Origin of the sequence: Roseibium sp. MMSF_3247, assembly GCF_030733765.1 — a bacterium.
Classification (GTDB): Bacteria; Pseudomonadota; Alphaproteobacteria; order Rhizobiales; family Stappiaceae; genus Roseibium.
In genome coordinates this window covers 405,042-429,676 of sequence record NZ_JASHII010000005.1, presented here as the reverse complement: position 1 = coordinate 429,676, position 24,635 = coordinate 405,042, and the positions used below count along the sequence as shown (strand labels likewise).

Genomic DNA, 24,635 nt, shown 5'->3' with positions numbered 1-24,635 from the left:
GGCTACCTCACCACGTTCAGAAGTTCTTGCATCAGATCATTGATCGTCTGCATGACACGGGCATTCGCCGCATAGGCGTTTTCCAGCTGAACCAGAAACGCCATTTCAGCATCGAGATTGACCGAATAGCTCTCCTCGTACCGGACCGCGAGATTGAGTGTCAGAGATTCCTTGGAATCTGAATACGTCTTTGCATCTGCTGCCTGGTTGCCCTGATAGGCCACCGTCTGGTTGATGTAGTCCAGAACAGTTCCTTGGAACGGGCTCGAGCTGCTGCCCATACCGGCCTCAGGATCGAAATAGGCAGTTTCGTTGGTCAATGCATTTAAAAGATACTGCGCCCGTGCAGGGTCGTTCTCAGAGTTTGCAGCTGGGGTTGTCTGGTAATCGACAAGCAAAGAACTGTCTGCCAGCAGAGCGGGATTGACGCTTATTCCATTAGCAAACCCGACGCGCTGTCCGCCGTTCTCAGGAGCATCGGTAAACACTTCAGTGCCGTTACGCTGGTCAACAAAGATCGACAGGCCCAAGCCCTGATCGGTGGTCGCTGAAGGCGTAATATTCGCCGACAAACTCTCAACCGTTGTCGCATTGGGTACGGTGGTACTGTCGCCGAGAATGCGCAGGTTGTCACTGCCGTCGTTGGAGACCTGCAAATCCGGCGCTGCGGTTCCCAAGGCTGCGATAATATTCGTGATGTAGGTCGCAGGAGTACCGCTGGAGATGTCAATGCCGACAACCGTGTCACTTGGATTGGTTGTTGCTGTATTTGCAAGCGGCAACAGCGTTGGATCGCTAACCGCCATAAGCGTGATCGTCTGCGACTGACCAGCCGAGTCGGTGTACTCCAGATTGATTGTATTGCCGGATTGAAGACCGGACACAGGCAGATCGAAGCCCGAATCCGGACCGACGGTTGCCGCTGTGCTGGCTTGCGTCACATTGGAAAACGCCAGAGAAAGTTCAGCTGCGATGGTGTCCAGCTGTTTTTGCGCCTCGATCAGGACGTCGTCCCGCAACTCCATGGTTGCGACCATGAGGCCCGTGCCAGTCGTGCGGTCACGCCCTGAGGCCCCTGCAGGTACGATATCAAACTGGGCACCACCGGCCGTCGTTGCGACTATGGCGTTGCCCTGCTGATCGGCTCCCAGCCTGTTTGTCGGCTGAAAGGCTAGCGTTGCTGCCTCACCATCAGAGAACAATGGCTGACCGTTTTTGGTCTGAATAAACAGCGTATTCGTGGTCGTTTTGCTGACATTGAGATCCAGATAGCCGGAAAGCTGTTCAACGAGGCGGTCGCGCTCGTCTTCCATTTCCGAGCTGGAAACGCCAGCCTGTGTGGCATCACGGATGGCCGCATCGATTGATTCAATGCTGGATAGAAGGCTGTTTACGGTCTCCGTCTGGCGAGCAAGCGCCTCGTCCGCCTCCTGGCGCAAATCGGCGATCTGCTGGTAGGAGGAATTCAATTCCCGCGCCATTGCGTCAGCAGCAGCCACCACTTCCTGCTGAGCGGCGTAGTTGCCTGGCTGGTTGACCAGCGACGACAGTGCCGCAGTCAACTCCCCTGCCAGGGCTGATAGGCCGGTCTGATCACCAATGGTGCCAAAAATGTCGTCGAGACGATCTGTGAAAGCCGCAATCTGTTTGCCGTAGTTCGTGTCGGCCAAGGAATTGAAGTAATCCGATTGGATTTCTTCATTGATGATGCGGCTGATCTCGTTCGTGACGATCCCGGCGACATTGCCTTCGCCGTCGAAGTAAGCATTTGCAGAGACTGTTTTCTTGGAATAGCCGGCCGTATCAGCGTTCGCGATATTCGACGCAGTGACATCGATCTGACGCTGATTGAATGATATGCCGAAAACCGCTGTGTTCAGGGCACTTGTCAGTCCCATGGCGGCTACTCCTCAGAATTACTCAGAAAAGGGATCGCTGGCGGCCAAAGCCGCCAGCGGATGAGCGTTAGCGGACCATGTTCAGGGCGCTGTCCAGCATTTCGTCCGCAGAGGTGACAATCCTGGAGTTTGCCGAATAGGCTTGCTGCGTAATGATCAGCTTGGAAAACTCGTCCGCAATATCTGCGTTGGAGAGCTCAAGAGCGTTGGAGATCACGGCACCGCCGCCGGACAGGTCGGCATCACCGGAGTCGGAGGTCGCAGCAAAGGCCGCTCCATCCACCCGGCGCAGGTTCTGCTCGGCCTGGAAAGTTGCCAGTGGAATCTCATACAGCGCACGTGTCTGGTTGTTGGAATAGCTCGCAATCACGCGGCCAGATTCATCGATGGCGATGTTTGTAAGCTCGCCAGCCGCATAACCGTTCTGGCTCAGGTTGACGGATGTCGCAATTCCGTCCGGATCTGCAAATTGCGTCAAAGAACCATTTGCAAAAGAGATGGTGATGCTGTCGGCTGCGTTACCAGCAGTACCAGCTGTGACACCGCCTACTGTGATTTCATCAAGCGTGAAGCTTTCCGTACCAGTGTTGGTGACCGTTACCGCGCCGGCCCCGTTCGGGGTAAGCGTGCTGATGTCGCCGTTACCGTCAAACGTTACATCGCCGATCTTGTAGTACTCGTTCGTCGCATCGCCGCCGGTATCAATGTACATACTCCAGACTTCAGCGCCTGCAGTGTTATCGATCTTTGCCCACCGGATATTCAGCGGAACTTCCGAGCCGTTAGAATTGTAGGTCGTAACAGAGCCACCTGTAATTGATGTGGCCAGGAAGTCCGTTTCATTGGTGCCGCCAACCGCGATGTCGCTGGCTCCAAGGTTTGCACCAGTCGCAGGCGGAGAGTTCGCACCTGTATTCAGAAGGGCCGTTGCGGCATCGGAACCATCGTAGTTCGTGGTATCTGGAACAGTCGGCAAGCTCGCTTGGTAATTCACAGTTGTTGTTGAATTCGCGGCCAGCGGCTGACTGTTGATCTGAATAACCGATGGATTGTCACCGACCGGGTTGCCGGTCGTCGGATCAAGAGGAAACCCCTTCAGATAGTAACCCGACTGGTTGACGAAGTAGCCTTCCTTGTTGACTTCAAAGTCGCCAGCCCGTGTATAGAACGTGTCATCCGCAAAGGTTGTTGAGCCGTCAACAAAATCGGCTGCCTGTGTCACGACGAAGTAACCTTCGCCATTGATGGCCATATAGGTATCAACGTCATTGGATGAGATGTCGCCGCCGATCGTGTTGGTTGCACGCGACGTGGCATAGGTTGTTCCGGACACCTGGTCGGCCTGCGTGGAACCGCCACCGGATACCAGGTCGGAGAAGGTTGTATCGAGACGCTTGAACCCAACCGTCTGTGAGTTCGCAACGTTGCCCGAGATATTTTCAAGCGCGGTCGCCTGCGCTGACAAACCAGAAACGGCGGAGTTGATCGCCCCGTAAATACCCATGTTTCGTCCTCTTGGTCACTGTGGGCATGCTCCTAAACAAGGACAGCCCGGTTTCGAAGAGGATCAGCAAGCAATGTGCCAAACAGCACATGAGTCAGATTCAATAAATAATATCAGTCAGATAAAACAATTATCCTCGCTTCCCTATCGGCGAGTAACGGCGGCACACCGTGTTCAGAGCGGCAAAAACTTCCCGGCGAACAGGCAAGAGTCTCCACTTACCGGTGTTCAACCGGCGCACTCGGCAAAAAGCTGACTTGCATCCCATGCTCCTGCCTGCCACCTTTCGGCAACATGAATGACAGGGACACCCACATGCGCTTTGAAGGCACAGATAGTTACATCGCCACTGAGGATCTGAGAGTTGCGGTCAATGCCGCAGTCGCACTCGAGCGACCCCTTCTGGTCAAGGGCGAACCGGGAACTGGAAAGACTGTCCTTGCAGAACAGGTCGCCCAGGCCCTCAACGCCCCTTTGATCGAGTGGCATGTGAAATCGACTACCAAAGCGCAGCAAGGCCTTTATGAGTACGATGCCGTATCACGTCTTCGCGACAGCCAGCTCGGCGACGAACGGGTCAAGGACATCAACAACTACATCCGCAAAGGCAAACTCTGGGATGCGTTCGTGGCACCGGAAAAACCGGTTCTGCTGATCGATGAAATCGACAAGGCGGACATCGAGTTTCCGAACGACCTTCTGCTCGAACTCGATCGCATGGAGTTCCACGTTTACGAGACAGGTGAAACGGTTCGCGCCAAGCAACGCCCCGTCGTGATCATTACGTCGAACAACGAAAAGGACCTGCCGGACGCCTTCTTGCGCCGCTGTTTCTTCCACTTCATCAAATTCCCGGATGCTGAGACGATGACAGAAATCGTCGAAGTTCACTTTCCGGGCATCAAGCAGCGCTTGCTCAACGAAGCACTGCGCATGTTCTTTGAAGTCCGGGATGTTCCGGGCCTGAAGAAGAAGCCGTCAACCTCGGAGCTTATCGATTGGATCAAGCTGCTTCTAAATGAAGACATTGACCCTGAGACCTTGCGCCAACAGGATAGTGGGAAATTGATTCCGCCCCTGCACGGTGCTTTGCTGAAGAATGAACAGGATGTCCATCTTTTTGAACGTCTGGCATTCATGGCACGCCGGGAACGGGGATAATCCGATCACGGGACGCATCTGACATGCTCCATCTGACGAAACTTGCCCTCCTCTGCTTGATCGGCGCTTGGACACTCTCCGGCATTGATGCCGCCGAGGCACAGGTGAGCCCGGAAGCTGAGGCTGGCTGGCAGAGCGATGTAGAGGGCCTGCGGCATTTCACCGGCCTGCGCTGCCCGGATGTTATTGGAGCTTTTTACCGTATCAAGGTGATGGAAGGTGATGGCTCCAGCCTGGCTGGCTGCATCTATACCGGCCGCGACGGCATTACCGCGGTATTGCGGATGCACTTGCAAGGCTCAGGACGCCGCGAAGCAGTCAGTTTTTCACGCAGCTATAAAGCAGCCGGATTTGAATCCATCTTGTTAAGCGGCCCCGCGGAGACGGGCATTTCCTTCAAGACCGGAACGCGGGATAACGCGACCCAATGCGAAACCTTCTGGCATTTTGCCGGTGCGAAAGCCGACTTCACCCTTTGGATGGCCTACACTCTACCAACCCAGGAAATTGACATTGGCCCGGCAATCGCGTCTTTCACAGAAGCATTGGCCCGCCAGAATTGACCCGGTTCGGCTCCAAAGGACAAAAGCGAGGGCATCTGCATGCGTCTCTACCTTTTTAGGCACGCAAAATCCGACTGGGGAGACGCCGATCTTGCAGATTTTGACCGTCCATTGAACGGACGCGGGAAATCTGCAGCCCGCGTGATGGGGCGGTATCTGCGCGAACAAAACCTCCTTCCGAACCGCATTCTGTGCTCCACCTCTTTGCGAACCCGCGAGACGCTCTCTCGGACCCTACCCTTTCAACCCCAGGAAGCGCAGATCCATCTGTTGTCCGATATCTACGACGAAAGCGATCTCAGCTACACCAACGTGATCCGGCGCCATGGCGGACGGGCCCAACAGCTGATGGTGATTGGGCACAACCCGGCCACCGAGCAGACCGCAATCGAACTCGCCGGAACCGGTGATGCAGATGCCATGGCAGATCTGCGGATCAAGTTCCCCACTGGCGCGCTCGCGGTCATCGACTTCGACATCGCCAGCTGGGATGAAGTGCAGATCGGAACCGGCCACCTGGAGCGGTTCGTCAAGCCCCGGGATCTCGCCGCAAAATTGGACGACTAACCGCCGGAGCGCCACTGACATTTGCAAGTCCATGGACTGACGCCTACATGACGACCATGGAGGCCATTGCTTGACATCCCTGACAAATCTCGCCGAAGAAGCCCGGCTGACCCTTGCCAATCTGACAGATGCCGCAACAGACCTGGCTGTGCCGAGCCTGCGTCTCGGCGTCACCGGCCTTGCTCGCGCGGGCAAGACCGTGTTCCTGACCTCACTCGTACACAATCTGGTGCATGGCGGTCGCCTGCCTGTCTTCAGCGCCGCAGCGGGTCAGAGGATGACCGGTGCACGCCTGCAGCCCCAGCCCGACGATGCGGTTCCAAGGTTCGACTACGAAAGCCATGTTCATGCACTGGTCAAAGACCGGATCTGGCCGCAGTCAACGCGGCAAGTGTCGGAGCTCAGACTGACCATCGACTATGAAAGCGCCTCCTACGTTTACCGGAAACTTGGGCCGGGTCGCCTGCATCTCGACCTCATCGACTATCCCGGCGAATGGCTTTTGGATTTGCCCTTGCTGGACAAGGACTATGCGACGTTTTCAGCCGAGGCAGTTGCGCGGGCACGGAAAGAGCACCGATCATCGATTGCCGGACCCTACCTTGAGGCATTGAATGAAGCCGCTGCAAAAGCGGATGCGCCGGAAGATGAACAAACTGCGCAGATACTATCAGTGGCTTTTAAAAGCTACTTGAGCGCATGCCGCGCGGATGCACATGCCTTGTCGATGCTGCCACCCGGTCGGTTTCTGATGCCCGGCGACCTTGACGGGTCTCCAGCGCTCACCTTCGCCCCACTCGACATTGCCCCAGATGCGCCCCCGGCGCGGACGGGCACGATGCGCGCGATGATGGAGCGGCGTTATGAGGCCTACAAGACCCATGTGATCCGCCCGTTCTTCCGCAACCATTTTGCACGGCTAGATCGACAGATCGTCCTCGTCGATGTCCTGCAGGCTCTAAACGCGGGCCCACATGCAATGCTGGATCTGGAAATTGCTCTCAGCGAAGTGCTGTCGGCATTCCGGCCGGGCCGCCGGAGCTGGCTGTCGTCCATTCTCAGCCGAAGGATTGACCGGATCCTCTTTGCGGCGACCAAGGCCGACCATGTTCACCGGACCGATCATGACCGTCTGGAAGCAATCACCCACCGCCTGGTGGGCAGAGCCGCTGATCGTGCGCGGTTCAAGGGCGCTGAAGTCGATGTTCTTGCGCTCGCAGCCGTGCGTGCGACCCGCGAAGCCAGTGTCCGCCACAAGGGCCAGAAACTGCCGGCGATCCTTGGCACGCCCCTGCCTGGCGAGAAGATCGACGGAGAAACCTACGACGGCAATACGGAAATCGCGATGTTTCCCGGCGACTTACCGGAAAACCCGAACATGCTCTTTGAGGATATTGAATCACTTTCTCAAGACACCGGCCAAACTCCACGTCAGACTGATCCTTCACTGCAGTTCATGCGGTTCCGGCCGCCGAAGCTGGACACGACCGCAGAAGGCCTGACACTGTCGCTACCCCATATCCGCCTCGACCGGGCCTTGGAATTCCTTCTCGGAGACCGTCTGGCATGACCGATACGAACAACCACCCGCCCCGCAAACCGGCCGCCTTCCGTCTCGATGACAGCAAGGTTCAGCTCTCCGATGACCATGCTGAAAACCCATCTGCCGGCCACGCATTGGTCACCGAAGAGGTGCTTGACGAGGAAGCCCCACGCCTCCCTCGCTCGGCCAGCACACCCAAGTCTGGCTCCAGCTTCGGCAAATGGCTTCTGGTTGGTCTCGGGGGTCTTGTTTCCCTCAGCATTGGCCTGGCCGTAGACAGTCTGATCCGGGATCTCTTTTCCAGAACCGACTGGCTTGGATGGCTTGGCGTCGCCCTTGCTGCCATCGCCGTTGCCGGACTGATTGGTCTGACTGCGCGCGAACTTGCCGGTGTTCTCCGTCTCAAGCGCATCGATGATCTCCGGGAGCGTTTACAGACCGCTGCTGAAACCGATGATGCTGACAAAGCTCAGAACGGTCTGAAAGACCTCCTCGCAATTTACCAGGACCGGCCGGAGACTGCGCTTGGACGCAAGACATTGAGCGGTCATATGCGCGAGATCATCGACGGCAGGGATCTGGTGATGCTGGCTGAGCGCGATCTTTTGCAGGCTCTGGACCAGGAAGCCCGCAAGATCGTCATGAACAGCGCCAAGCGGGTCTCCATCGTTACGGCTGTCAGCCCCCGGGCGTTGGTTGACCTTCTGATGGTGTTGTTTGAAAACGTCCGCATCATCCGCCGCCTGTCGGCCCTTTACGGCGGGCGTCCGGGCACGCTCGGTTTTATCCGGCTGGCCAAGCACGTCTTGGCCCATCTAGCAGTTACCGGCGGCATGGCCGCAGGTGATAGCCTTGCCTCACAAGTGCTTGGTCACGGCGTGGCAGCACGCCTGTCGGCACGGCTTGGCGAGGGTGTCATCAACGGAATTTTGACAGCAAGGATTGGCATTGCCGCGATTGCCGTGTGCCGGCCGGCGCCGTTCATTGCAACAAAGGGTCCCAGCGTGTCCGACTTCATGGGCGAACTTTTGTCCTCCGCTGAAGCTGAGACCGAGTCTCAGAATAGCAAAACGGCAAGCAAACCGGACCAGAAACGCGCCGTTTAAGTACTTGAAGGTCAAACACGGAAAACAGGCACTAACACGCCAGCAACCCCTAGTCGAAATCTGTAAGACCAACTTAACCAAACATAAGTATCTAGACTGAGATACCGCTACGGAATTGACCCTTATCAATGCAAAAATTACTTTGCTGGCGTAGCCATTTTGCGACCCGAAGAGAGGACGCAAAATGGCCGCAGAGACACTTACAACCGAAAGCAAAACCCAGGCACCCGCCAACAACGGGACCTTGACCGAACCGGCCAAAAAGCCAGCTCCGAAACGAACCCGGAAAACTCCGGCGCAAGCGGCCCCTGCTCCCGAAACAGCTGAACAAAAAGAAGCTAACGAGCGCTTGCATCAGCTCGCCCAAATGCGGCGCGATCCGGCAGCGATCAATCATGTTTTCGAAACCGGCGAATACCCTTACGCCAACAAGATGAAGCGGGCGCCCTATGAAAAACGGAAAGCGGCCCTTCAGGCAGAGCTGTTGAAAGCACAACAATGGGTCCAGGACACCGATCAGCGCATTGTTCTCATTTTCGAAGGCCGGGATGCGGCTGGCAAGGGCGGTACGATCAAGCGGTTCAACGAACACCTGAACCCGCGGGCGGCCCGCGTGGTTGCGCTTCAAAAGCCGACAGAGCGCGAAAGCAAACAATGGTATTTCCAGCGCTACATTGAGAACCTGCCCTCAGGCGGGGAAATGGTGTTCTTCGACCGGTCCTGGTACAACCGCGCCGGTGTCGAACGGGTCATGGGCTTCTGCTCCCCCAACCAGTACCTGGAATTCATGCGTCAGTGCCCTGAAGTTGAACGGATGCTGGTTCGCGATGGAGTTCTGATGTTCAAATACTGGTTCTCGGTGACATCCGACGAGCAGCGCCGCCGGTTCAAACAGCGGGAAATCGATCCGCTGAAACAGTGGAAGCTCTCCCCAATCGACAAGGCGTCTCTCGACAAATGGGACGACTATACCGAGGCGAAGGAAGCCATGTTCTTCTACACCGACACCGCCGATGCGCCCTGGACCATCGTCAAGTCGGACGACAAGAAACGCGCCCGCCTAAACTGCATGGAGCATTTCCTGTCCTCCCTGCCCTATCCGGGCAAAAACACCCGCGTGGTCGGCCAGCCAGATCCGCTGATTGTCGGCACCGGGCATCACGTCATCGGCCGGGATCACCACATCCTTGGCAAGACGCTCCATCCGGACATTAAGGGTGGCCGGTCCACAAACGGCAGCTAACGAACGATTTGAGGCGTTAGATCAAGGACGAACACGAACCTTCGATCGAAGTATCGCCTACATGCCGCACCGGCCTTGAGCCGGTGCCTTGCATTCAAACCAACTCATTTCTAAAAGCTGAGTGCCCGTCTGGTCCCGGATCTTGCTTCGCTGCGTCCGGGAAGGCTTGATCGCGAGAGTTGCCAGAGGTCCTCAACGAATCTGATCGCATCATCCGTCCGAGCGCCTCCAGTTACGACCCCTATTACTTCAAGAACGGCTCGACACCCACCGCTGCCGCCGTTAGTGTCAAGCGCATGTTCATTACCTTTTTCACCGAACTGAAATCTGCCGGAATCCCGGTTTCCTTGCGTGAATATCTGACGCTGATGGAGGCGCTTGATAAGGATCTGGCCGAGCGCAGCGTCGAGGACTTTTACTATCTGGCGCGGCTGTCTCTGGTGAAGGACGAGAGCAATCTCGACAAGTTCGACCGGGTGTTCGGGACCGTTTTCAAGGGGCTGGAGCTGATGAGCGACGTGCCCGTCACTGAAATCCCCGAAGACTGGCTTCGCAAGCTCGCCGAAAAACACCTTACGGAAGAAGAAAAAGCGCAGATCGAGGCCATGGGCGGATTTGAGAAGCTCATGGAGACCTTGGCCGAGCGCCTCAAAGAACAGGAAAAACGCCACCAGGGCGGCAACAAGTGGATTGGCACGGCGGGTACTTCGCCCTTTGGCGCCTACGGGTACAATCCGGAAGGCATCCGGATTGGCCAAAAGGAAAGCCGGCACCGGCGTGCCGTGAAGGTTTGGGACAAACGCGAGTTCAAGGATCTCGATGACACCCAGCTTCTTGGCACGCGGAACATCCAGGTTGCCTTGAAACGCCTGCGTAATTTCGCCCGCACGGGGGCTGCAGAGGAACTGGATCTCGATCACACGATCAAGGCGACCGCGCACAAGGGCCTTCTCGACATCAAGATGCGACCTGAGCGGCACAACGCCGTCAAGGTGCTTCTGTTCTTCGACATTGGCGGATCGATGGACGATCACATCCGGGTCTGCGAAGAGCTCTTTTCTGCTGCGCGGTCCGAATTCAAGGTGATGGAGCATTTTTACTTCCACAATTGCCTCTATGAGACGGTCTGGAAGGAAAACAGGCGGCGCCACACCGAGCGGCTGCCAACGATGGACGTGCTGCACAAGTACCCGTCCGACTACAAGATCATCTTCGTCGGCGATGCTTCCATGAGCCCCTATGAGATTGCCTATCCTGGTGGATCGGTGGAGCACTGGAACGAGGAAGCAGGATCCGCCTGGATGCAGCGCGTCACCGGGCTCTACAACAGCGCAGTCTGGCTCAATCCTGTCCGCCAGGAACACTGGCGTTACACGCCCTCGATCCAGATGATGCAGGAATTGATGGAAAACCGCATGTTCCCGATGACCGTGGAAGGACTGACGGACGCCATGAAGGAACTGGCCCGCTAACCGGCCGACAGGGACGCAGAATATGTCTGGACAGAAACCACCCGCCTCTGCCTCGCCGGTCGCCCATGCAACAACGACCGGCATGACCGGTGGCGGATTTTACAATCAGAACTCCACACCACAGTGGGACGCAACAGCTGCTGTCCTTGACCATCTGGAAGCCGCTGCAGATGCACTGCCGCTGGGCGGAACCGGGCCGATCTGTCTGGCTGATTTCGGCTGCTCGGAGGGGCGAAACTCAGTCGCAGCGTTGAGCAGGCCCGTCTCCCGCCTGGTGCAGCGGACAGACCGGCCGATCCAGACGATCCATTCCGACCTCCCGACCAATGACTTCTCAAGCCTCTTGCGTTCTTTGCGGCCGGAGGGGCATTCCGTTTTTGGACAGCCGAATGTCTATTCGTCCGTTGTTGGCGGCTCCATGTATGACCAGCTGCTGCCGGATAGAAGCCTACATATGGCGACGACGTTCAACGCGATCGGCTTCCTCTCCAGAAAGCCCATCGCAACACTGCCCGGCTACATTTTTCCAAATGGCCCTAGCGCTGTGCGCAACAACGGCTTCGTTTCCGAAGAAGATCAGGCTGCTTTTTCCAAGCTCGCACGGCAAGACATTGCGACCTTCCTGAAAGCCCGCGCTGGAGAACTGGTGCCAGGTGGCAAGTTGCTGCTGCAGGTGTTCGGCGCCAACGAGACCGCCAGCACATGCGATGGGATCTATGATCTTCTAAACGATTCGGTTCTCTGTTTCGTCGAAGACGGCTCGATATCGCAGGATGTCTACGAGGCGTACTATCAGCCGGTCTATATGCGGACGCTGGAGGAGTTGACAGCGCCTGTCAGCGATCCGGCCCTAGGCGCTGCCGGGCTTTTCCAGATTGACCACGCAACATCCTACGAGATCTCGGTCTCCTTCAATGAGCACTTTTCCGCAGATGGCGATCTGGAAGCTTACGCGCGGGATTACGTCAATTTCTTCCGCGCCTTTACTGAAGCGGTTCTCAGAAATGCACTCCCGGCAATCGGTCAGCGGGATACTCTTGTTGAGCAGATCTACGAAAAAGCCATTCAGTTGCTAAAAGCCGCACCGGACCTCTATCCGTTCCGCTATATCGCCGTCGCAGCACTCATGACACGGACGGGTAATCAGGTAATCTGAAACAAAAAAACGGCGGCAGGCTTTCGCCCACCACCGTCTTCCTCCTCCAGAGAAGCAGGCAAAGTCCTCAGCTGTCGCGCAGTACCATTACTGAGCACGGCGCATGACGGACGATGTGGGCAGCATTTGAGCCGATGAAATAGGTGGACAGCCCCGGCTTGTGAGATGTCATCAACACAAGATCACACTCTGCCTTTTCGGCTTCCTCGATCACTTCATGGTAGACCGATCCAACCCGGACCATGACATCGACCGCCCCTTCCGGGACGTCCAACGCATCACCGATCTTCTGCAAAATACCAGCAGTTTCCCTCAGCTCGTTTTCCTGAAAGCCCTCCGGCAACTGGCTTGCGACGAAGCTCTGCACTTCCGGACAAACACCGAGCAGATGGATCTTGGCACTGTAGTCGCGGGCCATCTGTGCTGCTTTCGCCAGTGCATCATCGGCAAACTTCGGTTCAGCCGGATCGATGGGAACAAGGATTTTCTTGAACATGGCGTTACTCCCTTAAATTTCTTGAGAGGAAACTAGGCCTTCGCCAAGCCCCTTCGCCATGAGGCAGATCAATCAGCCGTCCGGACTGCCGAAATACCGCCCGGGTGTTACGCCGAATGCCTTCCGAAAGGTCGCGACAAACGCGCTCGGTCCTTCATAGCCGAGTTTGTGCGAGACATCCGACACGCTGCGGCCAGCGGCCAAAAGTTCGAGCGCGCGAAACAGCTTCACCTGCCGGCACCACGTCCGGTAGTTCATCCCGGTTTCCGCCTTGATCCGGCGCTCAAAGGACCGGACAGACATGGCGCTTTGTGCCGCGGCCTCGGCGAGCGCCGGGACGTGCGCGGGACAGCGCACCAAGCCATCGCACAAGTCTCTCAATCTCGGGTCTTGCGGCATCGGCAGCTGAAGCGGCGCTGCCGGCAGCATTTTCAGCTGATCAAGAATAACATCAGCGATCCGGCCTGCCGGTCCATCAACGGTTTCCGCGCGCGGGTAGGACATGAACTCCAGGATCAAGGCCCGCAACAAGGTCGTCACCTGGATGACCTGCGCAGTCTTCGGCAAATCCTGTGCATAGTCAAAACTCACGTAGACGAACCGAATTTCAGTATCGGACAAATAGCGGGTTTCATGCGCAATCCGGGGAGGCAGCCAGACTGCTCTTTCCGGCGGAGCGAAAAAGGTCCCGACTTCGGTATCGATCGCGATCGAGCCTTTGACGACGTGAAAGAGCTGGGCTGAGTCGTGCGAGTGCCAGCCATTATGTCCAGGTCCGGCTCTCTGGCTGTTGGCATATCCGATGATCTTCGCCTTCACCTCATGATCGGGAAACGCGGATAACTCCGGATGGATCGGCATGGCCTGCCCTTTTCATGCAAGACGGGATTGGCGAAATAGAAACATATCATGACAAAACAGCGCTAACACGCAAGAGCGCAATCGAAGTACAAGCGAACCGCAGCGCTGCCAGCACCCACTTTTTTGGCAAGAAACAAATGACGTACTTCACACAAAGCACAAACCCAAATGAATTGACCGGGTGGCGCTCGCCCGCCGTCCTCTTGATGATCATGGCCGGAGCCATGCAGCTTTCCTTTGCTGCCTGGTGGAACCTGATGAACAATTTTGCGGTTCAGGAGCTGGACTTCACAGGCCGGGAAATTGGCATCCAGCAGTCCATCCGCGAGATTCCCGGCTTCCTGAGCTTCCTAGCCGTTTACCTGCTGCTTGTGATGCGCGAACAGACGCTCGCTTACCTCTCGCTTTTGCTCCTCGGCGTTGGTGTGGCCATTACCGGGTACTTCCCCACCGCGCTTGGCTTCTACATAACGACCCTGATTATGTCGATCGGCTTCCATTATTACGAAACCATGGCGCAATCGCTGTCCTTGCAATGGCTGCCCAAGGCAACAGCGGCTGCCAGTATGGGCAAGATCCTGGCTGTGGGCTCATTCGCCCAACTGATTGCCTACGGCCTGATTTTCATTGCCTGGAAAACGTTCAACCTGTCGTTCACGGTGGTTTTTGCCATCGCCGGTGGCCTGACCATTGTCGTGCTGGCATTCCTCATTATGGCCTATCCGCATTTCAAGGAAGGTGTTCCGCAGCACAAGAAACTGATCCTAAAGAAGCGCTATTGGCTCTATTACGCGCTGACCTTCATGGCCGGTGCCCGCCGCCAGATCTTCACCGTCTTTGCCGGCTTCCTGATGGTCGAACGCTTTGGTTATGACGTTCATGAGGTTGCCGGGCTTTTCTTGATCAACGGCGTCTTCAACATGCTGCTTGCGCCGAAGATCGGCAAACTGATCGTCCGCTTCGGTGAACGCAAAGCCTTGATCCTGGAGTATGTCGGCCTGATTGGGGTCTTTGTGACCTATGCTTTCGTCACCAATGCGACGGTTGCAGCCGCACTCTACGTGATCGACCATGCCTTCTTTGCGATCGCGATTGCCATCAAGACCTACTTCCAGAAGATCGCCGATCCGGCTGACATCGCACCGACAGCAGGTGTTGCCTTTACAATCAACCACATCGCTGCAGTCTTCATCCCTGTAGTTTTCGGGCTGGTCTGGCTGGTGTCCCCGGCAGCCGTCTTCCTGGCAGGCGCCGGAATGGCCGCTGTCAGCCTGTTCCTCTCGACCATGATCCCGTCCAACCCGGATGACGGGAACGAGGTTGATTGGTGGTTCCGGAAACCAGCAGCCCAACCGGCAGAATAATAACTGGCCACAAACAAAAACCCCGCCGGATTATTCCAGCGGGGTTTTCAATTGGGACTGCGGAGCGTCTTAAGCTTGACGTTCCGGGACGTGGACGACCAGTCCGTCCATGTCGCCCGTCACCTTGATCTGGCAAGACAGACGCGACGTCGGCTTCACGTCATAGGCAAAGTCAAGCATGTCCTCTTCCATCGGTTCCGGCGAACCGGTTTTGCCCGACCATGCATCATCGACATAAACATGGCAGGTCGCACACGCGCAGGCGCCGCCACACTCGGCTTCAATGCCCTGAACCATATTCTTGATGGCGTTTTCCATAACCGTGGACCCTTCGGCGGCATCAACTTCCGTCCGGGCTCCATCGGCAGTTACAAAGGTGATTTTTGGCATAGTCGCGTCCAAGGATAAAAGTGTCTCTCGATGACCCGACATAAAGGTTCCGGACAAAAGGTCAAGGACCATGCCATTTATGGATGGAATACAGAGTCCAGCGTTGAGTGAAATCAACCTTCCAGCAGATCGCAGATATACCCGTTGGCTTCCGTGACCGCCGCAACGAGACCTGTCGTCGGTGCATTGGGTGCAGCTTTCAAGTCCCCTTCCAGGCACTCACAGGCCGTGGCGACCCGCGCAGCACCAATCGCCCGCGCTGAGCCCTTGAGCGTGTGAACGAGATCGGCGCGGACGGAAGGGTCCGTCTCGTTTTCCAAACGTTCCAGCGTCATTCGGGATTGCGACTTGAACAAGTGAAGAACTTGAACCTCGAGATCACGGTTGCCTAGTGTGTTTGTCGCCAGCTGCACCAGGTCAATTGGTGCTTCGGGACTGGCGCGTCCTGACACGCGTGCCATCGATGAAGGGGCCATAAGGGTGCTCCGAAATACTCAACACATGCCTGGCGGCACCCTGCCGCAAGCTCTATAGGCAAATGAGTGTGCAGCGAAGACCCAAACGCCCGGTTAAATCAGGCGTTTCACGATCGCAAATTCGAGCATGTCCCCAAAAAATTGATTTCTTGGTTAACAAGCATTAAGGGCCTGCGCCGAACCAGATGAAAAATCCCTTGCTTTTTCGCAGGTTTCCTGAATCGCTAGAATTTTAATAAAATGATTCGCATTAACTTTTTTCGTTTTTTTGACTTGCGGTCAATAATTCGAACGCGTCTGCAGTGAGCTTGCAAACCAGCCAGTCAGGCTTGATTGGGTTGGAAAACCAAGGCTCTGCCCAACCTGCATCGATGCAGGAACGGATCGTGCGGGCGGGAACCTGGCGGCCTTGATCATCAAAGAGAGGCAACTTTCCTCCCGGCTGAACGAGCCCTGATTTCAACCAGCGCTTTTGTGCAGGCGACAAACCGCCTGCATTAAGTGCAGATTTTTTTGCCGGTCCCGTTTCGCTTTCCGTAACGTGCTTTTGCTTCGTTTGAGGCATGAGATCCCCCTCCTAAGTGATTCAGGCGATTGCTGTTTCTTGTTCGTTAGGAGAGATTGTGCCATTACAGTAACTGATGCGGCAAGATGGGGAGAATGCTGTCAACCTTCATGGTTGCAGCGGGTCAGCGGCGGCCCTTCCCAGAGTTTATGATCCGAACCGGAAACAGTGTTAGTCTCGGTTCAAGATCGGCGCATCCGGTTGACCCTCATGACAGCGAAAAGCTGCCTGAGATCACCGGTGTGTAAAGAGTACGGATGTGAGGCGACCCAAAAATGGCAAATCCGACGAAGGCGAAAGATCCGGCGGAAGCAGCTCTGTCTGCGGTTGAAGAAGCGCTTAAGCTTGATTTCGGCGGCCCTGAAGCTTCAGCGGCAGATCAACCGGCGGAACAGGAAACGCCGAGCGATGAGCGCCCGTCACGGCGCGCGGCCAAGACTGCGGACAACAGCGAAGCGGACAAAGACAACCAGCGCCCGGCCCGTCGCCGTGGCCGCGGTGGTCGACCGCCTGCTGCCAATGACGACCGCCGGAACATCGGCAATCTAATTTACGCACTGCAACGCCGGCCATCGACAGCGCCTTTCTGGGGTGCATTTGCCTTGAGCGCCGTTTGGGCCGCGCTCGGCACCAGCCTCTTCATGTCTTCGTTCGCCGACCGGGTTGCTGGCGTCACGGATGCTGAAACGCTGATGCAGTCTCCGGACATGATCCTGGCCGCCATCGGGATTGTGGTCCCGATCATCTTCTTCTTTGTCATGGCCATGATGATCTGGCGCGCGCAGGAAATGCGCATCGTTGCCCGCGGCATGACCGAAGTTGCACTTCGCCTCGCCGAACCGGAAGACATGGCCAAGGAATCCATCTTGAGCGTTGGTCAGGCCATTCGCCGCGAAGTCGCCGCTATGGGCGACGGCATTGAACGCGCCATCGCCAGGGCCAGTGAACTGGAGGTTCTGGTTCACAACGAAGTGTCTTCGCTGGAACGCTCCTACAACGACAACGAGCTGAAAATCCGGTCTCTGATCGAAGAGCTGGTCACCCAGCGCGAAGCGATTGTCATGAACGCCGAGCGGGTTCGGGAGACGATCGCCGGCGCACACGAGAATTTTGCCTCTCAGCTCTCTGACACATCTGGTGAACTCGGTTCGAATGTCGACCAAGCAACCCAGAGGATGATCGACGCGGTGAATGCCCGGGTTGAAGAACTCACCAGCACCGTGGACTCGCGGATCGAGTCCCTTGGCGCGACGCTCAACGCCTCCGGCAACGAGATGGTGGAATCCCTCACCGTTCGCGCGGAAGATTATGTAGCCCGCTTGTCCACCACTGGCACCGAGCTTGTCGAGAACCTCTCGCAAACCGGCACCACGATGTATGAGACCCTCTCCTACCGTGGCAATGAGGTGAACGAACGCTTCGCCGAGACTGCCAACACCTTCGTCGAAACCCTGACCAAGCGTGGCCTGGAGATCAACGAAACGCTGACCACATCGAGCACCACAGTGGTCGATACGCTCAGCAGCAAGGCGGATGAATTCCGTACCGCGCTTGAAACCACAGGGACTCAGGTCGGCGATACCATCACGGCGCGCGGCGAAGAGATCAACGCGAACCTGTCTCTGACCTCCGGCCGCCTGATCGACACCATCACGGCACGGACCGAAGAGCTGGTGACAACGGTCGACACCCGCGTCACTCATCTGGATGAGGCGCTTGCGGAAACCGGCAACAGGGTTGTCGAGAGCATTTCTGAAAAAGGCCAGACCGTCACCGACACCATTTCCATCCGGGGTGCGGAGATCGTCGAAACCCTCTCCAGCCGCTCCACCGAGGTTGCAGAAATCCTGCGCGGCACTGGCGAAAGCATTGTTGTCGACCTGTCCCTGCGCGGCGGCGAAATCGCAGCCAAACTGGACGAAACAGCTGGTTCTCTCACACAGACCATTTCGGTCCGCGGCGGCGAATTGGCCGACAAGCTCGACAATATCTCCGAGCGGATCTACACGGCCATTTCGATCAACGGCACCGAGCTGGACGAACGTCTTGCTGCCCGCAGCAACGAAATGGCCAGCATCCTTGAACAGCAGACCATCGGCTTCCGCGAGACGCTTGAGAGCGTTTCCGGCCAGTTCGCTGCAGGTCTTGGCGAACAAACCGGCTCTCTCACTCAGAAACTCGCTGAAACCGGCACCCAACTCGCCGAGCTCATCGGCAGCCGCGGTGACCGCGTTGCTGGCGACATCAATGAGATTAGCGGCAAGATCGCGGAGACCATCGAAGTCCGCGGCCAAGCGCTCAACGATGGCCTTGCAAACCGTTTGGGCGAGCTGGAAACCATCGTTTCGGATCGCGGCGGTCAGTTGATCGATGCGTTCGACACCAAAACTCTGTTGTTGTCGGAAGCTCTCGACAGCCGTTTGTCGACCTTGGACGTTACATTCGGCAATCGCATCGAAACGATGGACAGCAAGCTGGGCGAGCGGATCGAGACCATGGATGCGTCCCTGGATCAGCGGTTCTCGGCCATCGATTCCACGCTCACCGACCGCATCAGCACGATGGACGCGTCCCTTGGGGACCGCATCGCGGCCATGGACACGTCTCTTGAGCATCGCTTCACCACCATGGATGCAACACTCGGCGATCGCATCTCGACCATGGATGCGTCTCTCGAGCAGCGTGTAACCACCATGGACACCACGCTCGGCGAGCGGATCTCCACGATGGACTCCTCGCTTGGCAGCCACATAAACACCTTGGATCTGACCCTGGACCAACGCACGGCTGCGTTTGAAGCTGCGCTGGAGTCCCGGACGCAGATCCTTGGCGATGCCATCGAACAACGTACCACCGTCATCAGCGACACGCTGGAGGACAAGACCCGCAACATCACGGATGTCCTCGCGGACCGTTCCGATGCAATCACGTTGCAACTTGGCCAGCGTGTTGAAGCTGCCGGCAACACACTTGCAAACCGTGTCGATGAGATCGGCACCAAGCTGACGTCACATGTCGATACAGCCGCAGGCGCCATGGCCGAGAAGGCAGAGCTCCTGACTGCAACCATGACCAGCGGCACCGATAGGATTGACGAGACCCTCGATGCCCGTGCACGTCAGATTTCCGATACCCTGATTTCGCGCACCAAAGAGATCGCTCAGGCCTTCGTTGAAGGTCAGGACGAAATGACCTCTGCCCTCGACAACCGCTTGGCAGAGGCCGGTTCGGTCCTTGGCAAGCAGAGCGAGCAACTGACGGAATCCCTGTCTGAGCGCATTGCCGAGATCAATGTTTCCCTCGGTGCAAAGGTGTTCGAAGTCGCAGAAACGCTCGACACGCGCGCCAGCCAGCTGGAAACCGTCCTGAATGAGCGCCTGGAAAGCATTTCCGGCACCCTAACAGGCGAAAGTGAGCGTGCTCGCGATATCCTGACCGCTGTCATTTCCGAGGCAGGCGCAACCCTGTCGACAGAAAGCACGCGCCTCCGCGATATGGTTCAGGAAGCCGTTGCCAGCGCGGTTCAATCGCTTGCCGATGAGCGCACCCGCACGGTTGAGATCGTGGACGGTGCCCTGAACGATGCGACCGCGAAGCTCTCCGGCGAAGGCGACCGGATGCGCCAGATCGTTCTTGGATCCGTTGGCGAAGCCCGCGGCATCCTGGTTGGTGAGAGCCAGAAAGCTGCCGAGCAGATCACCCAGACCGTTGCACAGGCGAGCGGCTCGTTGACCAGCGAAAGCCAGCGTGCAGCCGTCCAGATCAGCCAGACCATGGAACAGGCAACTGGAGCCATGTCCGGCGAAAGCGCCAAGATCCGCGAACTGGTTCTGGTAGCGGTCGGCGACGCTGCCCGCGCCATGGCCGCAGAGAGTGAAAAAGCCCGTACCCTTTACGCTGGTACACTGGCCGAATTCACCGGTTCCCTCACCGGCGAAAGCGACAAGGTCCGCAGCGAGCTGTCGGGCTTGATCGCAGAAATCTCCGGCAACCTGTCCGCCGAAAGCGAACAGGCACGCATGACACTTGCGCGCACGCTTGAAGAGATCCGCGGTCAAATGTCTGGCGAAGCCAATATGATCCGTACCCGGGTCAACAGCGCGGTTTCCGAAGCCGCCGACCTGTTGGTCAATCGCGGCAACGAAGTCGCCACCGAAATGCTCGACAAAGCCTCCGCGCTCAACGAAGCCTTCGGTGCGCGCTCAGGTGAACTGGCCAAAATCGTCGGCACGGATGGCAACGAACTCATTTCCGCGATTGAAATGCGCGCCAATGACCTCACCGGCCGCCTGTCGGAAGTTCACGGAGCCATTCTTGAAGCCATCACGGTCAAGGGCAAGGATGTCACCGACACCTTTGCGCATACCGGGCTGGACGCAACTAGGTCTCTGGTTGAAGCCGGCGACCGGATTGTTGCTTCCATCAATGAGCGCAGTGATCAGGCAACTCGCCTCCTCACCGATACCAAACATCGGCTCGAGAACGACGTCACTGACATCCTCAACAAGATTGAGACGTCCAACGCGAACCTGCAGGCGATCGTGTCTACTGCCGGAGAGAACCTCTCTGAAGTGGAAGGCAACCTGGCACGCCGTGCTGGCGAATTCCGCTCAGCTGTTGACCGGGCTGTGTCCGAGACCAACTCGACAACAAGCCTGATCGACGAACAGGTCAGCAATCTGCGCGATGTAACGGCAACCACACTTGCGGATATCCAGAACCTGACCAACCGCTTTGGTGACCAATCAGAAGAGCTCACAAAAGCGGCTCGGTATCTGGAAGACACAAACCGCTCCGTGGAATCCCGTGTCACAGACCGCAAGAGTGCGATCGAAGAGGTCGCCGATACACTTCTGGCGAAGACAGAAGCTGTCGACACGCTCATGCGCTCGTTCACCCAGACCCTGTCGGAAACGCTGGAAACCGCAGACGACAAGGCGCGCGATGCCGCCGGCATGCTCTCAGCGGCCGCAGAAGCTGCTTCCAAGAAAGTCTCCGAGCAGTTCGAAAGCATGCGCCTGACAGCTGGAATGGAAGGCCAGAAGGCCCGCGATGCCATCCGTGCCGCTCAGGACGACATCATCGCGGAAATGAGCAGAACGGTCAGCGATGCATCAGACCGGTTCAACGACGCGGCAACGCGGATGCGCGATGTGGCCCGCGACGTCCACCGCGAACTGGAGGCGACCCGCAACGAGCTGAAGCAAGGCGTGCTCAACCTGCCGGACGAAGCAGAAGAGTCTTCTGCAGCGCTCCGTAAGGTGGTCAACGAGCAAATCCGCGCCCTGACCGAGCTGTCGGACATTGTTGCAAAACAATCGAACGCGCTCGACATCTCCAAGCCTCAGGCTCAGGTAGCAACAGCGTCGGCAGCTCCTGCGCCGGCCCCAGCGCCCGCCCCTGCTCCGCAGCTCCCGCAAGCTCCGGTCTTTGCACAGCAGCCTGCTCAGCCGCGCTCAGCGGCTCCGCAACAGCCAGAAGCCCGCGGTCCGGTCAACACCCGCCGCCAACAGCCTGCACAGCCGGACACGTCTGGTTCGACCGGGAAAGGCTGGGTTTCCGATCTGCTGCGCCGGGCCTCGCGAGATGACGATGCGTCGTCCGATACCGAGCAGGGCCGTTCGCCGCTGCAAACGGTGGAGAGCCTGAACTCACTGTCTGTTGACATCGCCCGTGCGATCGACCACGAGACCTTCATCGACCTCTGGGAACGCTACCGCAGCGGTGAACGGCATGTCTTCACGCGCCGGCTCTACACACTGCAGGGCCAGCAAACCTTCGATGAGATCCGTCAGAAATATGCGCGTGATCCGGAGTTCCGGACCGCTGTCGAACGGTACGTGTCCGATTTCGAGCAGCTCCTGTCTCAGGTCTCCCGCAATGACCGAGACAACATGCTCGGTCAGACCTACCTGACCTCAGACACGGGCAAGGTCTACACCATGCTCGCGCATGCCAGCGGCCGGCTCGATTAAGAGACAGCTTCTGTTTGAAACACAAAAAGGCGGCTCTCGGGCCGCCTTTTTTCTTTATTGAAGACAAAATTTCGGCGTCAGTTCATTGTGCAATTATGCGCCCGTCTCCCCGGCTTCAACGTCGAGATTTGCCCGGATCCTGGTCATGATATCCAGCATCGCCTCGATCTCCTGCGGCGCCAATCCGCCAAGCATCTTCTGCTCGACCGCCAACAGCTTTGGAGCCAGATCTTTGAACGCGGATTGCCCACTTTCCGATAGAGACAGGAGATAACTCCGGCCATCGGCCTCGTTCGATTGACGGGTCAGGAAACCGCGGTCTTCCATGCGCTTGACGGCCCGGCTGACAACGACCTTATCCATACTCGACCGATGGACAATCTCACTCGCCTGCAGCCCCTCGGCACTGGAACCGAGAATGGCCATAACCCGCCATTCGGCCGGCGCCATGCCGTAGTCGCGCTGGTAGACGTCAGACAGCGCCCGGGTGACATCGGAATAAAACACCCTGACCAAATACGGGAAAAATGTTTCCAGCTGGAAGCCGTTCGGTGTGAAATCCGTCTCGTTTCCGTGTTCAGTCATGCTGTTCCTTGCCCGAATTGGCTCGATTGTAACCGGTTTGCTCTACTGAGGTGTACCAATTTGCAAGATTTTACGATTGACTTAGTTTCAATTGCAACTAATTTCGACAAACCCGTTGTTACAGCGGCAAAGCATTTTGATCGGCAAAGACCGTATGGGAGGAACCGCCGTGAAACACTTGAAGCATCTTTCGATCCTAGCCGGCCTGACCGCCGGAACACTGACCGGCTTCACCGCCGCAGCGTCCGCGGATGAACTTGTCCTGTCGTCCTGGCTGCCGCCGAAGCACCCGGTCGTGACAGGCGTTATCGAGCCGTGGGCTCAGCAGGTCGCCGACGCGACAGAAGGCCGTGTGACAGTCCGGGTTCTGCCAAAGCCGCTCGGCCCGCCACCGGCTCACTATGACCTCGCCGCTGACGGGGTCGCTGACATCACCTATGGCCTGCACTCGTTCACCAAGGACGACCGTTTCCTTCGCTCCCGCATTGGCCAGTTCTCCTTCATTGCCGACACGGCAACGGACGGCTCCAAAGCCTACTGGAATGTGTATGGCGGCACCCTCGACGCCCAGGCAGAACATGAAGGCACCAAGCTGCTTGGCCTTTGGGTCCATGGCCCGGGCATGTTCCACAACAACCAGCGCAAGATCGAATCCGCGGACGACTTCTCCGGTCTCAAAGTCCGGACACCGGGCGGTTATATCGCTGGTTTGTCCCAGGACCTTGGCATCACCACGCAGTTCATGGGACCAGGCGAAGTCTATGAAAAGCTCTCCCGCGGCGTGATCGACGGTGTCACCTTCCCGATGGAAGCCCTGCAGGCGTTTAACCTCACCGACCACATCAAGTATTCCATGAAGATCCCGGGCGGCATTTACAACACGTCCTGGTTCCTGGTCATGAACGAAGACGTCTGGGACGGTATCTCTGCTGACGATCAGGCGGCAATTGAGAAAGTCTCAGGGGAAGCACTTGCAGAACTTGCAGGTGGTGTCTGGGACGGCGCAGATACCCGCGGCGCAGCATACATCGCGGATAAGGACATCGAAGTTTATGATGCCCCTGCCCCGGTTCTCGCCAAGATCAAGGAACTGGCCGACAAACACGAAGGTGCGTGGGTTGAAGCCGTTTCCGGCACTGGTTTTGACGGCGCAGCGGCGCTCAGCGAGTACCGCGCCCAAACCAACGTCAGCAACTGATCGTGACTGACGTTTCTGACAAATCAACGACAGGCCGGACCTCAAAGGTCCGGCCTGTTATCAATGCGATCCTTGGCGGGGCATGCCTTGTGGTGCTGTTCGCTTTGATCGGCCTGACATGTGTTGACGTGGTTGCCCGGTATCTCTTCAACAGCCCGGTCACTGGCGCTTATGAATTGACCGAGCTGCTGCTGGCCACACTCATCTTTCTAGCGCTGCCACTGACGACGCTTGCCGGCGAACATATCGAAGTTGAGCTTCTGGACGGCGTCAAAAGCCGTTTTTTGAAGCGCTTTGGAACGCTGATCGCCGGAGTTTGTACGATCGGTATCTTCATACTGATTGCGCTTGAGCTGACCGAGCACGCTGAAAAGCTGCAGCGCCGCGAACAAGTGACGGATTCCCTTGAAATCCCGCTTTATCTCATCGGCTGGCTTGGAGCTGCCTCCTTCAGCGTTTCGGCCATCGCCGCCGCTGTCTTCTTCTACTCCCGTTTTCGCAAAGAGGCCTAA

At 57.3% G+C, this 24,635-nt stretch carries 20 protein-coding genes; 12 read left to right on the top strand and 8 right to left on the bottom strand.

Annotated features, from left to right (window positions below; all coding sequences use genetic code 11):
- Positions 1–2: 2 nt before the first annotated feature.
- Together flgK and RBB44_RS18675 are read right to left on the bottom strand one after the other, a co-directional pair.
- Positions 3–1,898, bottom strand: a complete 1,896-nt coding sequence (gene flgK, locus RBB44_RS18680) for a flagellar hook-associated protein FlgK (protein WP_306149096.1) — start codon at positions 1,896–1,898, stop codon at positions 3–5.
- A gap of 67 nt (positions 1,899–1,965) precedes the next feature.
- Complete coding sequence (locus tag RBB44_RS18675; protein WP_133946533.1) at positions 1,966–3,402, bottom strand: flagellar hook protein FlgE; 1,437 nt, start codon at positions 3,400–3,402, stop codon at positions 1,966–1,968.
- A gap of 315 nt (positions 3,403–3,717) precedes the next feature.
- Here RBB44_RS18675 and RBB44_RS18670 point away from each other — a divergent pair, with 315 nt between their 5' ends.
- From RBB44_RS18670 to RBB44_RS18635, 8 genes are all read left to right on the top strand, one after another.
- A complete protein-coding gene (locus tag RBB44_RS18670; protein ID WP_040452303.1) occupies positions 3,718–4,563 on the top strand; it encodes a MoxR family ATPase in 846 nt (281 codons plus the stop codon).
- A gap of 23 nt (positions 4,564–4,586) precedes the next feature.
- The gene (locus tag RBB44_RS18665) at positions 4,587–5,126 is read left to right on the top strand and encodes a hypothetical protein (RefSeq protein ID WP_306149095.1); all 540 of its coding nucleotides are present in this window, start codon (positions 4,587–4,589) and stop codon (positions 5,124–5,126) included.
- Positions 5,127–5,165: 39 nt separating this feature from the next.
- Complete coding sequence (locus RBB44_RS18660; protein WP_209174080.1) at positions 5,166–5,693, top strand: histidine phosphatase family protein; 528 nt, start codon at positions 5,166–5,168, stop codon at positions 5,691–5,693.
- A 70-nt stretch (positions 5,694–5,763) separates the two neighbouring features.
- Positions 5,764–7,263, top strand: a complete 1,500-nt coding sequence (locus RBB44_RS18655; RefSeq protein WP_306149094.1) for a YcjX family protein — start codon at positions 5,764–5,766, stop codon at positions 7,261–7,263.
- On the top strand, positions 7,260–8,342 hold the full coding sequence (locus tag RBB44_RS18650; protein WP_306149093.1) for a YcjF family protein: 1,083 nt from the start codon (positions 7,260–7,262) through the stop codon (positions 8,340–8,342). Before RBB44_RS18655 ends, RBB44_RS18650 begins: the two co-directional genes overlap by 4 nt.
- 184 nt (positions 8,343–8,526) lie before the next feature.
- On the top strand, positions 8,527–9,585 hold the full coding sequence (gene ppk2, locus RBB44_RS18645; protein WP_306149092.1) for a polyphosphate kinase 2: 1,059 nt from the start codon (positions 8,527–8,529) through the stop codon (positions 9,583–9,585).
- Positions 9,586–9,881: 296 nt separating this feature from the next.
- Positions 9,882–11,057: a VWA domain-containing protein gene (locus RBB44_RS18640; RefSeq protein WP_306149106.1), complete on the top strand. Its 1,176-nt coding sequence runs from the start codon at positions 9,882–9,884 to the stop codon at positions 11,055–11,057.
- A 22-nt stretch (positions 11,058–11,079) separates the two neighbouring features.
- A complete protein-coding gene (locus RBB44_RS18635; RefSeq protein WP_306149091.1) occupies positions 11,080–12,213 on the top strand; it encodes a hypothetical protein in 1,134 nt (377 codons plus the stop codon).
- 67 nt (positions 12,214–12,280) lie between these two features.
- On the opposite strand, the gene RBB44_RS18630 is transcribed toward RBB44_RS18635, so the two are convergent.
- Both RBB44_RS18630 and RBB44_RS18625 read right to left on the bottom strand, forming a co-directional pair.
- The gene (locus RBB44_RS18630) at positions 12,281–12,709 is read right to left on the bottom strand and encodes a universal stress protein (RefSeq protein WP_133946515.1); all 429 of its coding nucleotides are present in this window, start codon (positions 12,707–12,709) and stop codon (positions 12,281–12,283) included.
- A 72-nt stretch (positions 12,710–12,781) separates the two neighbouring features.
- A complete protein-coding gene (locus tag RBB44_RS18625) occupies positions 12,782–13,570 on the bottom strand; it encodes a helix-turn-helix domain-containing protein (RefSeq protein ID WP_306149090.1) in 789 nt (262 codons plus the stop codon).
- A gap of 137 nt (positions 13,571–13,707) precedes the next feature.
- Between RBB44_RS18625 and RBB44_RS18620 the strand changes: the two genes are divergently transcribed.
- Positions 13,708–14,934, top strand: a complete 1,227-nt coding sequence (locus RBB44_RS18620; protein ID WP_209178620.1) for an MFS transporter — start codon at positions 13,708–13,710, stop codon at positions 14,932–14,934.
- A 69-nt stretch (positions 14,935–15,003) separates the two neighbouring features.
- Here RBB44_RS18620 and RBB44_RS18615 read toward each other — a convergent pair whose 3' ends face one another.
- From RBB44_RS18615 to RBB44_RS18605, 3 genes are all read right to left on the bottom strand, one after another.
- Positions 15,004–15,324, bottom strand: coding sequence for a 2Fe-2S iron-sulfur cluster-binding protein (locus RBB44_RS18615; RefSeq protein WP_040452313.1), 321 nt, complete (start codon positions 15,322–15,324; stop codon positions 15,004–15,006).
- 113 nt (positions 15,325–15,437) lie between these two features.
- Positions 15,438–15,800, bottom strand: a complete 363-nt coding sequence (locus RBB44_RS18610; RefSeq protein WP_235812899.1) for an Hpt domain-containing protein — start codon at positions 15,798–15,800, stop codon at positions 15,438–15,440.
- Between the two features lie 250 nt (positions 15,801–16,050).
- Positions 16,051–16,365 carry a hypothetical protein gene (locus RBB44_RS18605; protein ID WP_306149089.1) on the bottom strand — a complete coding sequence of 105 codons (315 nt, stop codon included), beginning with the start codon at positions 16,363–16,365 and terminating at the stop codon, positions 16,051–16,053.
- Between the two features lie 275 nt (positions 16,366–16,640).
- Between RBB44_RS18605 and RBB44_RS18600 the strand changes: the two genes are divergently transcribed.
- Complete coding sequence (locus tag RBB44_RS18600) at positions 16,641–22,340, top strand: antitoxin (RefSeq protein WP_306149088.1); 5,700 nt, start codon at positions 16,641–16,643, stop codon at positions 22,338–22,340.
- 93 nt (positions 22,341–22,433) lie between these two features.
- Here RBB44_RS18600 and RBB44_RS18595 read toward each other — a convergent pair whose 3' ends face one another.
- Positions 22,434–22,925 carry a MarR family winged helix-turn-helix transcriptional regulator gene (locus tag RBB44_RS18595; protein WP_306149087.1) on the bottom strand — a complete coding sequence of 164 codons (492 nt, stop codon included), beginning with the start codon at positions 22,923–22,925 and terminating at the stop codon, positions 22,434–22,436.
- Between the two features lie 169 nt (positions 22,926–23,094).
- Between RBB44_RS18595 and RBB44_RS18590 the strand changes: the two genes are divergently transcribed.
- The gene (locus RBB44_RS18590; protein WP_306149086.1) at positions 23,095–24,123 is read left to right on the top strand and encodes a TRAP transporter substrate-binding protein; all 1,029 of its coding nucleotides are present in this window, start codon (positions 23,095–23,097) and stop codon (positions 24,121–24,123) included.
- Positions 24,124–24,125: 2 nt separating this feature from the next.
- On the top strand, positions 24,126–24,635 hold the full coding sequence (locus RBB44_RS18585; protein WP_306149085.1) for a TRAP transporter small permease: 510 nt from the start codon (positions 24,126–24,128) through the stop codon (positions 24,633–24,635).